At 71.3% G+C, this 12,780-nt stretch carries 12 protein-coding genes; 7 read left to right on the top strand and 5 right to left on the bottom strand.

Annotated features, from left to right (window positions below):
• Window positions 1–44: 44 nt before the first annotated feature.
• Together Adu01nite_RS20730 and ybiA are read right to left on the bottom strand one after the other, a co-directional pair.
• Window positions 45–887 carry an LLM class flavin-dependent oxidoreductase gene (locus Adu01nite_RS20730; RefSeq protein WP_203728564.1) on the bottom strand — a complete coding sequence of 281 codons (843 nt, stop codon included), beginning with the start codon at window positions 885–887 and terminating at the stop codon, window positions 45–47.
• Entirely contained in the window at window positions 884–1,438 is a 555-nt protein-coding gene (gene ybiA / locus Adu01nite_RS20725) for a riboflavin biosynthesis intermediates N-glycosidase (RefSeq protein ID WP_203728563.1), read from the bottom strand. The genes Adu01nite_RS20730 and ybiA overlap by 4 nt, the downstream gene beginning before the upstream one ends.
• Window positions 1,439–1,469: 31 nt before the next feature.
• Here ybiA and Adu01nite_RS20720 point away from each other — a divergent pair, with 31 nt between their 5' ends.
• The gene (locus Adu01nite_RS20720) at window positions 1,470–2,303 is read left to right on the top strand and encodes an ATP-grasp domain-containing protein (RefSeq protein WP_203728562.1); all 834 of its coding nucleotides are present in this window, start codon (window positions 1,470–1,472) and stop codon (window positions 2,301–2,303) included.
• Here the strand turns inward: Adu01nite_RS20720 and Adu01nite_RS20715 are convergent.
• Together Adu01nite_RS20715 and Adu01nite_RS20710 are read right to left on the bottom strand one after the other, a co-directional pair.
• A complete protein-coding gene (locus tag Adu01nite_RS20715; protein WP_203728561.1) occupies window positions 2,233–4,026 on the bottom strand; it encodes a hypothetical protein in 1,794 nt (597 codons plus the stop codon). The genes Adu01nite_RS20720 and Adu01nite_RS20715 overlap by 71 nt on opposite strands.
• Window positions 4,027–4,633: 607 nt before the next feature.
• Window positions 4,634–5,779, bottom strand: a complete 1,146-nt coding sequence (locus Adu01nite_RS20710) for a helix-turn-helix transcriptional regulator (RefSeq protein ID WP_239132578.1) — start codon at window positions 5,777–5,779, stop codon at window positions 4,634–4,636.
• A gap of 62 nt (window positions 5,780–5,841) precedes the next feature.
• On the opposite strand from Adu01nite_RS20710, the gene Adu01nite_RS20705 reads away from it, so the two are divergent.
• The 4 genes from Adu01nite_RS20705 (at window position 5,842) to Adu01nite_RS20690 (ending at window position 10,089) form a co-directional block, all read left to right on the top strand.
• A complete protein-coding gene (locus Adu01nite_RS20705; protein ID WP_203728560.1) occupies window positions 5,842–6,813 on the top strand; it encodes an ABC transporter ATP-binding protein in 972 nt (323 codons plus the stop codon).
• A 3-nt stretch (window positions 6,814–6,816) separates the two neighbouring features.
• On the top strand, window positions 6,817–7,560 hold the full coding sequence (locus tag Adu01nite_RS20700) for an ABC transporter permease (protein ID WP_203728559.1): 744 nt from the start codon (window positions 6,817–6,819) through the stop codon (window positions 7,558–7,560).
• A 44-nt stretch (window positions 7,561–7,604) separates the two neighbouring features.
• Entirely contained in the window at window positions 7,605–8,711 is a 1,107-nt protein-coding gene (locus Adu01nite_RS20695; protein WP_203728558.1) for a magnesium and cobalt transport protein CorA, read from the top strand.
• A 151-nt stretch (window positions 8,712–8,862) separates the two neighbouring features.
• The gene (locus Adu01nite_RS20690) at window positions 8,863–10,089 is read left to right on the top strand and encodes a hypothetical protein (protein ID WP_203728557.1); all 1,227 of its coding nucleotides are present in this window, start codon (window positions 8,863–8,865) and stop codon (window positions 10,087–10,089) included.
• Window positions 10,090–10,505: 416 nt separating this feature from the next.
• Here the strand turns inward: Adu01nite_RS20690 and Adu01nite_RS47905 are convergent, their stop codons facing one another.
• Complete coding sequence (locus tag Adu01nite_RS47905; protein ID WP_239132577.1) at window positions 10,506–11,651, bottom strand: hypothetical protein; 1,146 nt, start codon at window positions 11,649–11,651, stop codon at window positions 10,506–10,508.
• Between the two features lie 230 nt (window positions 11,652–11,881).
• Here Adu01nite_RS47905 and Adu01nite_RS20675 point away from each other — a divergent pair, with 230 nt between their 5' ends.
• Window positions 11,882–12,283, top strand: a complete 402-nt coding sequence (locus tag Adu01nite_RS20675) for a DUF2750 domain-containing protein (protein WP_203728556.1) — start codon at window positions 11,882–11,884, stop codon at window positions 12,281–12,283.
• A gap of 54 nt (window positions 12,284–12,337) precedes the next feature.
• Entirely contained in the window at window positions 12,338–12,775 is a 438-nt protein-coding gene (locus tag Adu01nite_RS20670) for a response regulator (protein WP_239132576.1), read from the top strand.
• Window positions 12,776–12,780: the final 5 nt, after the last annotated feature.

The raw sequence follows: 12,780 nt of genomic DNA, 5'->3' as shown, positions 1-12,780 counted from the left end.
ACCGGCCGGGCGCGAGTATGCGACACGTGACGGGCATCGCTCGGTCAGTTGATCAGCGGCCGGATCTCCTCGGCCACCCGCGCCACGAACGCCACCGGGTCGGGATCGTCCGCGGTCGGCTGCAGGATCAGCCGGGTGGCCCCGCCGTCGATGAACTCGCGCAGGCCGGCTGCCATCTCCTCGGGCGTGCCGGACACGCCGGGGACGTCGATGCCATACCGCTTCTGCTGGTCGAGCAGCCGCTCGCCGCCGTCCGGCCCGAACGCGGCCGGGATGAACACCACCATCTCGTGCGAGGCCGGCCCGGCGATGTGCTTGAGTGCCGCCGACACCCCGGCCGAGGACGTGCCGCCGGTCAGGACCGTCCCGTCGCCCACTTCGCCGGCCAGGGCCAGGGTCTTCGGCCCGGTCGCGCCGATGTAGATCGGCGGAACCTCGTCCGGCGGCCAGTCCAGCTTCACGTCGTCGAGCTTCACATACCGCCCGTGGGTCGTCACCGACTCCCCGCTGAGCAGGGAACGCAGTGCCACCGCGTACTCCCGGAGGAGCGTCAGTGGCGACGCCGCGCGGGCACCCACCTGGCCCATCCATTCCTGCACGCCGTGCCCGATGCCCGGCAGGGCACGGCCGCCGGAGAGCCGGCTCAGCGCGGCCACCTCCATGGCGCACAGCGCCACGTTGCGGAACGGCACCGGCATGATGCCGATGCCGACCTTGAGATTTTCGGTCCAGGCCAGCGCGGCCGCGGCCGCCGCGACCCCGCCGCTGAGGAAGCAGTCCTCCCAGAGCCACAGCTCGTCGAGGCCGGCCGAGTCGGCGGCCCGGGCGATGGCGCGAAGGGATTCCGGCGGGTTCTGCGGCAGCACGATGGCTCCGACGGCAATCATGACGCCCACTCTGCCAGGTCGGCGCGGGCCCGCATCAGGGCAAAGCCCAGAAGGTTGAGCCCTTCCCACCGGGTCGGTTCGGTGGCCCGCGGGTCGGCCGCGGCCAGGCCGATCCCCCACACCCGGTCGGTCGGGCTGGCCTCCACCAGCACCCGGTCACCGGTGCCGAGCAGCCAGGCCCGCAGGTCGTCGTGCTGACCGAACTTGGCCCGGCTCGCCTCGACCACGATCGCGAAGCGCTGCTCGACCCAGACCCGGTCGTCGAAGCCGGCCACCCCACGCCCGAGCATCTTCGCGTCGCGCGGATGCCCCGCCGCCACGATCCGCGCGGCCATCTCCTCGTCGCCGAACAGCATCGCCTTGCGCCACATCATGTAGTGCTCGGCGCTGCGGAAAACCACACCGTCCACGGTGAACTCGACCGGCCACCACTGGCTCAGGCACCCCGCACCGACGCTGCCGTCCCGCTGCGGCCGATGCCCCCAGAACAGCAGATATTTGACCGGCCCGGGCCGGGAGATCAGGTCGTCGACGGTGCTCGGCGGGTTCACCCGGCCATTCTGCGCGCCCTAGGGTGATCGGGTGACCGCATTTCTGTTCCCGGCCGACCCACTGCGCGGGCGGCGGGTCGACGACCATTTCGCACCGCAGGCCGCGGCGGCCCGAGAGCTGGGCGCGCCGGTCGCGCTGATCGACCACGACGCGCTGCTGCGCAGCGATATCGAGGCGGCCGTACGCCGGGTGCCCGCCGACCTGGGTCCGGCGTGGTACCGCGGCTGGATGATCCCGGCCCCGGAGTACGAGGAGCTGGCCGCCGCGCTGACCGCCCGTGGCGTGCGGTTGCGCACCCAGCCGGCGGCCTATCGCCAGGCGCACGAGCTTCCCGGCTGGTACCCGACGTTCGCCGCGGTGACCCCGCCGAGCGTGTGGACCACCGACCTCGACGCCGACCTGGCCGCCCTGGTCGCCCCGCTCGGCTCCGGCGCCGGCATCGTGAAGGACTTCGTCAAGTCCCGCAAACACGAGTGGGACGATGCCTGTTACCTGCCTGATCTGTCGGACACCGCCGGCTTGGCCGCCGTGGTGGCGACCTTCGTCGAACGCCAGGCCGAATCGCTGGCCGGCGGCATCGTGATCCGCCGCTTCGAGAAGCTGGAGCCCGGCGAGGCCCGCGTGTGGTGGCTCGACCGCACGCCGATCCTGATCGGACCGCACCCCGACACCCCCGCCGTGACGCCGGCGCCGGACCTGGGCGGCGTTCCGCGGATCCCCGGCTTCGTGACGACGGATCTGGCCCTGCGCGCCGACGGGGTGTGGCGGGTGGTCGAGGTCGGCGACGGCCAGGTCAGCGATCTGCCGTCCAGTTTGGACCCGGCGCTGCTGCTCGGCCCGCTCCGTCGCGGCGATCCCAGGTGAGCTCGGCGCTGCCGTCCCCGCGGCTGCGGATGAGCGAGACGCGTACCTCTGCGGCGGCCGGGGTGGCGCAGGCCGGACAGTCGCCGGTGAGGGTGCCGGCGAGGCCGTCCTCCGATTCCGCATAGCGGTCGTCGTCCCGGTATTGCCAGGTCAACGCCCCGGCCACCCGATGCCGAAGACCACAGGACGGGCACGCTGTGCGAGTCGCCGCATGCTGCGGGCGGGCATCCGGTTCCGTCGCGGTCGGTCGGCCCGGCGCCAGGAACGCGAGACCTTCCGCCAGACGAACAACCAGCTCGGGTACGCGTGGATCCTCGCCGGCCGGCCGAAGATGGCGGATGCGCCCGGCCGGAAGCGGCTCGAGGCCGTGCCGGATCTGGGCGGCCGTGTAGTGATGTGCGAGGCGAGCCAGTTCGGCCGCATGGCCGGCGACGGCTTCCCTGGCGGCCGACCGCAGGTCCGGCTCGATGATCTCGCCGAGATCGGGGTCCTGGCGTGCGGCCTCGGCCGCTGCCCGGATCCCCGCGGTCATGGCTCCCTCGATGTCTCCGCGGACGGCCGCACGCAGGCAGGCGATCGCCGCCGACTGCAGGCTGTCACCCGACGGTCCAGCCGCACCGGCATCGCCATTGCCGCCGCCGGCGGCTTCGGCGCCAGCAGCGTTTGCAGCGTCGGCGCCAGCAGCGTTTGCAGCGTCGGCGCCAGCAGCGTTTGCAGCGTCGGCGCCAGCAGCGTTTGCAGCAGCGTCCGCCTCATCGGCGGCGGCTGCAGCGGCGTCCGCCTCATCGGCGGCGGCTTCGGCGGCGGCGGCTTCGGCGGCGGCGGCTTCGGCGGCGGCGGCTTCGGCGGCGGCGGCTTCGGCGGCGGCATCCAGCCAGGTTTGTAGCGCAGCGGCGGCAGGCTCGGTGCGGGACAGGGACGCTGCTGCCCAGCTGACCACCTCGCGGAGCAGGCGGGTGCGCTGCTCGCCGGTCAGGTCGGTGGGTGGCGGTTCCGGGACGCCGTCCGGCCGGGACAGCACCAACCGCACCATGGCCTGCTGGTGAGCTGATCCCAGGAGGAGGTGCTCCACCAGGTCGCGGACTTCCGGCGCGTGCCGCAGCAGATGCCGGTACCGAAGGAAGCCGGACAGCTCCGCGCGATCCTCGGTCACCAGGATTCCCGTTGCGATCGCGGCGGCCACGCCGGGATCGTCCACATTGCGTAGAAGGATGGCGGCCTCTTCGGCCAGTGGCGGGCCGGCCGCCAGGAAACCGGTCACGACCGGCAGGGCGCCCGGCTGCGTGCGTCGCCGGGCCAGAGCGCGCAACAGCGCGCGCAATACGAGAACGTCGGACTCGGCGCGGATCGCGGCCAGGAACGGCTCGGCGTCGACCTCGGCGTGCACGAAGCGGCTCGCAACCCAGTAGCGCACCATCGGGTCGGGGTCAGCAAGCAACGGAAGCATCATCGCGGGGTCGATCGAGTGGGTGGCCTCCTCGACCGCTGCTACTCGCACCAGCGGGGCCGGATCGCCGAGGAAACGCGCGGTCACGTCGGGGGTGCGCTCCGGGAACGACCGAAGTGCACGAAGTCGCAGCCTGGGCTCGGGGTCGGCGGCCAACTCCTCGCGCAGCCACGCAAAGCGCGGACCGAGAACACGCAGCAACTCACCCGCCTGCTTGTCATCCTGCGCGAGATCGAACAGCGCATCCCGCACCAGCGACACACCGCCGCGCGCCACTCCGACCCATCCGCCATCGACTCCCCCGCCGCCTCAGCATCCGCCTGACCGGCACCGTGGCCGGCGGCACCCTGGCCGGCGGCACCATGGCCGGCAGCGGGCCGGCTGGCGTCACTCGATCTGGCAGCACCCCGGCCGGCGGCGGGCCGGCCGATAGCGGACTGACGGTCCAGTAAGCAGCGAAGGGAGTAAGCCGCGGTCGCATCTATCCACTGTGTGTCGTCGTTCAGGCCGAAGCCGGTGCGGATCTCGGTGTGGTCGTGCAGCGCCACGTCGAGGAGCGCCTCGATCAGACCCGGCTCCTCGCTGTCGCCGGCCCGGGACGCGGAGGTGAGCCGAACGTCGCCGTTCGGATCATATAGGTCATCGACGAGCGTCATCGCAGGTCAGAGCCCTCCAGGCGGGCAAGCGAACCGCATACCTGAACGATAGAGAGCCGCCGCCAGCCACCGTCCGCGCCGCCTTCGGAAATCCGCCGATTCTTATATAAGCAGCGGCTTAGGATCAGCCGGAAAATGTCGTAGGCGCTCGATAGTTTCTTCATGCGGATCGGCGCCACGGGGGCGCCGATCCGTCCAAAGCCTGATGCGGGTTCGGGAGACGACGGTCAGGCAGTGCCGCGCAGCAGGGCCTCGCCCGCCGCGCGAGCGCGATCTCGCAGCTCCGGCGGCGACTCCACGGTGAAGGGCACCCCCATCACCCCGAGCACCATCACCGGCCACGCGAGGTCATCCACGCTCATCCGCAACCGACAGACCTGAGACTCCGCCGCGCCCTCGGGAGACGCCGCGCGGTCCGGAGACGCCGCGCGGTCGGGAGACGCCGCGCGATCGGGAGACGCCGTGCGGTCCGGAGACGCCGGGCGGTCGGCGGAGGCCGCGCCCACTGGAGGCGCCGCGCGGTCGGGAGGCGTGGCGGACTTGGGGGCGTGGGGGTGGGTGGCCGCTTCGGTTGGGGACAGGGGCTCGACTGTGCCCCAATGGCCTACTACCGCTCGGATTTCGGCGGGCGGGGAATGGAGGAGGACCGCTACGTCGTAGCGGGTGGGGATGGCGGCCATGCGGGAGCGCAGCCACGCCACGGGGTCGCCGCCGGGGATCTCGCGTGGGCGGAAGCGGGCTCCGGTGGGGGCCGGCTCGGTCAGTCGGTCCACGCGGAAGCTTCGCCAGTCGGCTCGGTCCAGGTCCCAGGCGATCAGGTACCAGCGGCGGCCCAGCGACACCAGGCGGTGGGGCTCCACGTGGCGGGCGGCGGCGTCGCGTTCCTTGGGGGTGTAGGCGAAGCGCAGGCGCTCCTCGCCTCGGCAGGCCAGGGCCAGCGTGGTCAGCACCTCGGCGTCCAGGGTCGGGCCGCCGCCGAAGACGCCGGGGGCGGTCATCGCCTGCAGGGCGTCCACCCGGCGGCGCAGGCGGGGTGGGAGCAGCTGGATCACCTTGGCCAGGGCGCGGACCGAGATCTCCTCGAAGCCGGCTACCGCGCCCGCGGCCGAGGTGCGCAGGCCGACGGCGATGGCCACCGCCTCGTCGTCGTCCAGCAGCAGCGGCGGCACCGCGGCGCCGGCCTGCAGCTGGTAGCCGCCGGCCGTGCCTCGGTTGGCGTCCACCGGGTAGCCGAGGTCGCGCAGGCGGTCCACGTCCCGGCGGAGGGTGCGCGGGCTGACCTCCAGGCGGTCGGCCAACTCGGCGCCGGGCCAGTAGCGATGGGTCTGCAACAGGGAGAGCAGACGCAGCATGCGGGCACTCGTGTTCGCCATGGGTTCAGAGTCCATCACATTGCGGCCAGGAACTGTCCGCAACGGTTTCTAGCGTGGGGAACATGATTGAGACACAACGGCTGACCAAGCACTTCAAGGACGTTCGCGCGGTCGACGGGATCGATCTCACGGTCGCTCGCGGCGAGCTGGTCGCGCTGCTCGGGCCGAACGGCGCGGGCAAGTCGACGACGCTGCGGATGCTGACGACGCTGATTCCGCCCACCTCGGGGACGGCGAGCGTCGCCGGCTTCGACGTGGTGCGGCAGCAGCGGGAGGTGCGGCAGCGGATCGGGTACATCGGGCAGGGCAACGGCGCGGGGCACAGCCAGCGCGGCCGGGACGAGCTGCTCAGCCAGGGGCGGGCCTACGGGATGGGGCTGCGGCAGGCCCGGACGCGCGCGGCGGAGCTGATCGACTCGCTCGGGCTCGGCGACGTGGCCGACCGGACCGTGTCGACGCTGTCCGGCGGGCAGCGGCGGCGGCTGGACATCGCGATGGGGCTCATCCACGCGCCCGAGCTGCTGTTCCTGGACGAGCCGTCGACCGGGCTCGACCCGCAGAACCGGGCCAACCTGCAGGAGCACATCCTGCGGCTGCGCGCCGAGCACGACACCACGATCGTGTTGACCACGCACTACCTGGACGAGGCCGACTCGATGGCCGAGCGGGTCATCGTCGTCGACCACGGGCGGGTCATCGCCGACGACTCGCCGGCGCGACTCAAGGCCGAGCACGTCGGCGACACCATCCGGCTCGGGTTCGACACCGAGCACGCGGCGGCGGGAGCGGCCACCGTGCTGTCCGGGCGCGGCGGGTCCGCGTACGGCAAGGAACTGACGATTCGGACGGAGAGTGGGCCGCGGCAGGTGCCGGGGATGCTCGAAGATCTGCGATCCGCCGGCCTGCCGGTGGCGTCGGTCGAGGTCACCCGGCCGACGCTGGACGACGTTTTTCTCACGCTCACCGGGCGCAGCCTGCGCGAAGGCGGCTCGAAGACCGACGGCACGCCGGTCCCGGAACTCGTGGAGGTCTGAGCCATGACGTCACTCGTCACCGATACCCGCACCGTGTTCAGCCGCGAGCTGCGGCCCACGCTGCGCAGCCCGTTCACGATGATCATCGCGATGGTGCAGCCGCTGGTGTTCCTGGGGCTGTTCGCGCCGCTGCTGCCCGGCGACAGGAGCGCGGCGCTGCAATGGTTCGTGCCCGGCATCATCGTGATGTCCTGCCTGTTCTCGGCGTCGATGACCGGGTCCAACCTGCTGTTCGAGATCCAGACCGGCTCGCACGAGCGGATGCTGGTCACCCCGCTGCGCCGGCCGGCCCTGCTGATCGGGCGCGCGCTCAAGGAGATCGTGCCGATGGTGGCGCAGGCGGCCCTGATCGTGCTGGTCTGCCTGCCGTTCGGCTACCGCTTCCACCTCGGCGGTGCGCTGCTCGGGCTGGTCGTGATGGCCGGTTTCAGCATCGGCGTCGGTGCGCTCTCCTACACGCTGGCGCTCGCGTCGAAGAATCAGGAGTGGCTGTTCTGGACCGTGCAGCAGACGGTGCTCTTTCCGATCCTGCTGCTCGCGGGCGTGCTGCTGCCGCTGGACGGTGGGCCGGGCTGGCTGCGCACGCTCGCCGCGTGGAACCCGCTGCGCTACGTGGTGGATGCCGAGCGGGCGCTGTTCGACGGCGACATCTGGCAGGCGACCACGGTCACCGGCCTGGTCGCGGCGGCCGGAGTCGCGGCCTTCGGGCTGTTCGTCGGCGTGCGCGCGATGCGGACTTCCACCTGACCGCTACCGTCGAGCCGCGGCGATGGACAACGCGGAGGGGCTACATGTTCGGGTGGCAGCGGCGGGGGACGGCGGAGATCCTTCCGCGAGCGATCGGGCGGCTCATCGAGGGGATCAACCCGCGGCCGGAACGGGCAACTCCCCGGCCTCGGCGGCACAACCCGGATGCGGTGGTGGACTGCGCGATCTACACCGCGGGTGCGCGCAAGCCGGGGACGGTGCACTACACCCAGGCCGTCCGGCAGGCGCGGCGGCGCGGCACCTACGTGTGGCTCGGGCTGCACGAGCCCGACCTGGTCACGATGCGGTCTATCGCCAAGGCGTTCGACCTCCACGAGCTGCTCGTCGAGCAGACCGTGGAGGGCGGGCACCGGCCGGCGCTGGAGACCATCGGCGACGTGACCCGGCTGGTGCTGCGGACCGCCCGGTATGTCGAGCACGAGGAGCTGACCGCCACCTCCGAGGTGGTCGACACCGGTGACGTGACCGTGCTGATCGGCGACTGGTTCGTGATCACGGTGCGGCACGGCGCGGCCGGTGCGCTCTGGCCGGTGCGCCAGGAGCTGGAGAAACGGCCGGCCGTGCTGAAGCTGGGGCCGTGGGCGGTGGCGTACGCGATCGGGAACCGGATGGTCGACGACTACCTGGACGTGGCCGCCGCCGTGGAACGCGACCTGGAACGCCTCGAGGAGGAGACCTTCCGGCCGCAGCGCTCCCCCGAGATCGCCCACTTCTACCAGCTCAAACGGGAGATGGTGGAGTTCAAGCGGGCCGTGCTGCCGCTGCAGGAACCCCTCGACCGGCTCCTCGACCTGGCCGGCCCGCCGGTCGGCCTCCGGCCCTACTTCGTCGACGTGCGCGGGCGGCTCGCCCGCGCCGTCGACCGGGTCGCCGGCTTCGACGACCTGCTCAACTCGATCCTGCAGGCCCGGCTCGCGCAGGTGTCGATGGACCAGAACAACGACATGCGCATGATCGCCGCGTGGGCGGCGATCGCCGCCGTCCCGACCGTGCTCGCCGGGATCTACGGGATGAACTTCACCCACATGCCCGGGATCGACTCGCACTATGGCTATCCGGCGGTGATCGGGGTGATCGCGGTGGTGTGCGGCGGGCTGTACTGGCGACTCAAACGGGCCGGATGGCTCTGACGTCCGCCGAACGGTCACCGACGGTCACACGATTTCGCGGTGTCCACTCCGGACAGCGCCGGTGATCCCATCCGCTCTCCCGTACAACCCACTACGCCAGGTAACTAGCGTGGTACCCCAGTGACCGCGTTCTGAGCCGGGGGGAGGGTATGTGGCCGCGACGGATCTCACGCTCAGCGAAGAGGCACGGTTGTCGCTGGAGAGCATTCGCACGGTCGGCCCGCTCTACGGCGTCACCGCCGAACGGATGCGCAACGCGCTCATCGGCCTGCACGCCGCCGACCCCACGCACCGCGCCGTGTCCCGGCTCGACCGGACCACCCCGCGCTGGGAGCACCTGAGCGCCGAGGAGTTCGCGCTGCACGTGAACGCGGCGGTCAGCGATCTGGGCGACTGGACGGTCGACTTCGAGGAGGCGACCAGCCGGCTGCAGGCCGAGCCGCGCGGCCAGCACCCGCTGCGCATCGTGGTCGGGGCCGGGTACGTGGCGTTCAAGGTCTCGCACGCCTACGGCGATGCCGAACCGGTCAACGAGCTCCTGTACGAGCTGGTGCACGCGGCCGCCGAGGACCGCGCCGCGAGCTTCCCGGCGGCCCGCCGGTACATCCGGTATCGCCTGGTCCGGGCCTGGTGGCAGCGGTTCGGCCTGTGGCCACGGCAGGAGGTGGCCGGCCCGCGGGTCATCGACGCGCCGGCCGAGCGCGACTGGTCACCGCAGCTCACCGTGCGCAGCGACCGGTCCGGCGAGATCCTGCGGCACATCCGGGAGTGGCGGGATCGGGCCGCGCCCGGGGTCACCACCACGGCCATCACCTTCGCGGCGTTCGCGGCGGCACTGCGCGACCTCGGCCTGGACCCGGATCTCAGCGGCGCCGTCTTCCACATCGACGCGCGCCGCTACCTCGACCGGGACGTCCGGATCGACAGCAACTTCAGCATCGGGGTACGCCTGAGTCCGCGCGACCTGACCGATCCGCGGGCCGTCAACGAGACCCTGCAGGCCGAACTGGCGTCGGGCCGGGTGCTCGGCATGATGCTGCGGCGTGCCGGTCGGATCATGGTGGCCGGCGCCCCGGCCGTGCCCGAACCGTATCCCGGCAAGATCTCGACGACGCCGCGGCCGAAGCTCACGCTCAGCAATCAGGGCCGTCATGACATTCTGTCGGACTTGCCGTGGACGGTTGACGCCGCGTCACGCGCCAATCTGAGCGTTCCCACTCACAGTGGCCCCGAGGGCATCACGCTCACCACGAGCGAGTTGGACGGTGCGCTACATCTGGAAGCGACGTTCCATGCCTCCACCTACGACCCCGACGTGATCACGCGGGCGCTGGACGTGGTGTGCACCAATCCCGCGGGCATCATGGCCCGCTGGTAGATCAGGACCTGCGCCCGGCCGGTACTGCCCCCCAGCCGGCCGGGCGCATCCCTTTTTATGTATTCGGCGTAATCGCCGGGTAGTGACATCGAGGGTTATTCAGGACCCACCTTGAGTTGCAGAGGGCCGCAGGTCAGCGGCTCGATCTCCGCCGGCCTGAACAATCCTCATAGCCGAGAGCCAGGTCGTCGGCCGTCATTTCGCCGGTGCCGCACGGGTCGGACCCCGTTTGTGCGGCTACCGGACGCGCCAGTCTCCGAGCCTAGAAGCCCGCAGCACTGGATGCTGCTCTTTGCTGATTTGCCCGGTGTTTTGCGGCCGGCGCTGGTGGACGGGTGACGGCATGGCGCCGCCCGTCACCAGACCCCGCCCACCCGCCGGCTTTCCGCGTCAGAACTGGATCACCCGGGTACGGGTCAGTTCTTGGCGGGCTTGTTCGGACCGTCCTGGCCCGGACCGTCGTTGTTCTGCCCCGGGGTGTGGCCCGGGCCGCCGGGCTTGCCCGGCTTGGTGGGCTTGGTCGGGGCGTCGGGCTGCGCAGGGGCGTCCGGCTGGGCCGGGGTGTCCGGCTTCGCGGGGGCGTCCGGCTGCGTGGGGGTGTCCGGCTTGGCCGGGGTGTCCGGCTTGGCCGGGGTGTCCGGCAGCGCGGGGGTGTCCGGCTTGGCCGGAGCGTCCGGCTGCGTGGGAGCGTCCGGCTTGGCCGGGGTGTCCGGCCGCGCGGGAGCAACCGGAGCATCCGGCTGCGTCGGCGCGTCCGGCTTCACCGGCGCGAAGGGGGCGTCCGGCTTGACGGGCTGCGCCGGCACGTTCGGCAGGTTCGGCAGGTTCGGCTTGTTCGGACCGCCCGGCTGACCCGGCTTGCCCGGCCATCCAGGCTGTCCCGGCTGTCCCGGCTGTCCCGGCTGACCCGGCTGACCCGGCTTGCCCGGCTGACCCGGTTGTCCAGGCTGACCCGGCTGACCCGGCTGACCCGGCTGACCCGGCTGACCCGGCCATCCAGGCTGACCTGGCTGACCCGGACGGCCGGGCTGACCCGGGGCGCCCGGACCACCCGGACGGCCGGGCTGGCCCGGACCACCCGGCCAGCCCGGGATGCCCGGGTGCTGCCAGTCGTTGTTGCGCAGGACCGGGAGGGTCGCCGTGAACGTGCGGAACTCGGTGCGTGCCCGGCGGCTGCAGTTGTCGAACGAGATGGCGACCCGCAGGCGGGCGATGCCGGCCCGGTCGTAGTCCGGGTTGACCGTGATCACCGTGGCGTCGGTGCGACCCGGGCGGAGGGTGTCGCCACCGCGGGCGAACGTCGCGAAGTTGCGGCGACCGCGGTAGTCGACGTCGACGTCACGGGCGAAGACCCGGACGGCCGCGCCGCAGATACGCCGGTCGGTGCGCCAGTTGATGCTGACCCAACTGTCGGTGTTGGCCTGCACCGCACGAAGCCAGGTGGACACCGGTTGTGGGCCACGCGATGCCGCCGCGGCGGGTGCGGCCGCGGTAGCGGACGCCATCCCCACGGAAGCGGTGGCCAGTGCGACCATCGCTGCGATTCGCCGACTCTTGTTCATCCCAATTCCTCCGGTGGCTGCTTGAACTGCCCGACGCCGGCAGACGTTACGGGCAAAACGGACACTAGGTGGATGTCAGCAAGGGGGTGCGCTTTTCAGGCGCGTTTCGGACTTATACCCTCTTTCCTGTACAAAATGTTTAGTGGGCATCGGCCGAAAAGCTGAGTGCCTGCATGGCCGCGAAACGACGGCCACCATGAATAGGCGTACGCCTAGGAAGGAGAGACCTCATGTCGCTCAGCGGAGCTCACCGAGCAGCGTTCCGCCGGGAGGTTTCGGCCGAAGGCCGGGTCTTCGCCATTCGGGACCCCAGCGGTTTCCCGGCGCCCGCCGATCCGGACGGCGCGCACCGCGCGGTGCCGTTCTGGTCGAAACCCACCCGCGCCCAATTGGTCGTCAAGCACGTCACGGCGTATCAGGGGTTCGAGGTCGTGCCGATCAGCGTCGACGACTGGCTGTCCAACTGGATGGTGAGCCTGGAGCACGACGGCCTGCTCGTGGGGGTGAATTGGGCCGGCGCGCGGGCCACCGGTTACGACCTGACACCCGGTCAGGTGCTGCGCTGGTTTGCCGAGTTGGAGCCCGAACCCGCCAAGCCGGAGAAGACACTGATTCCCAGCACCCAGCCGTAGTTAGGATCGACACCTGCCCCTATGCTTGCGGCACAGCAAACAAGGGGGACGTGCGTGCGCAGTCTGCAGATCCTCGTCGTGGACGACGACGACGCCGATGCCCTGATGATTTCCGAGGCTCTGGAGCAGTCGGAGCGGAACACCACCATCGAGCGGGTGGCCGACGGCCGCGAGGCGCTCGACTATCTCCACCGCGAGGGCCGGTTCGCCGAGGCGCCTCGTCCCGACCTGATTCTGCTCGACCTCAACATGCCCCGGATGGACGGGCGCGAGACGCTCGCCGCGATCAAGACGGACGACAAGCTCAAGGCCATCCCGGTGGTCATTCTGACCACCTCGGGCGCGGCTCCGGACATCGTGGCGAGCTACCAGCAGCGAGCCAACGCGTACGTGACGAAGCCGTTCGGTCTCGACGACTTCGAGGCGACGGTGCGCCAGATCGACCGGTTCTACCGCGAGATCGCGACGCTTCCGGGCGAGCGGCCCGTGTAGTCGCG

It is taken from the genome of Paractinoplanes durhamensis (genome assembly GCF_016862175.1).
GTDB classification, from domain to species: domain Bacteria; phylum Actinomycetota; class Actinomycetes; order Mycobacteriales; family Micromonosporaceae; genus Actinoplanes; species Actinoplanes durhamensis.
The sequence above is the reverse complement of the archived record's forward strand: the minus strand, read 5'-3'. Positions and strand labels throughout refer to the sequence as shown.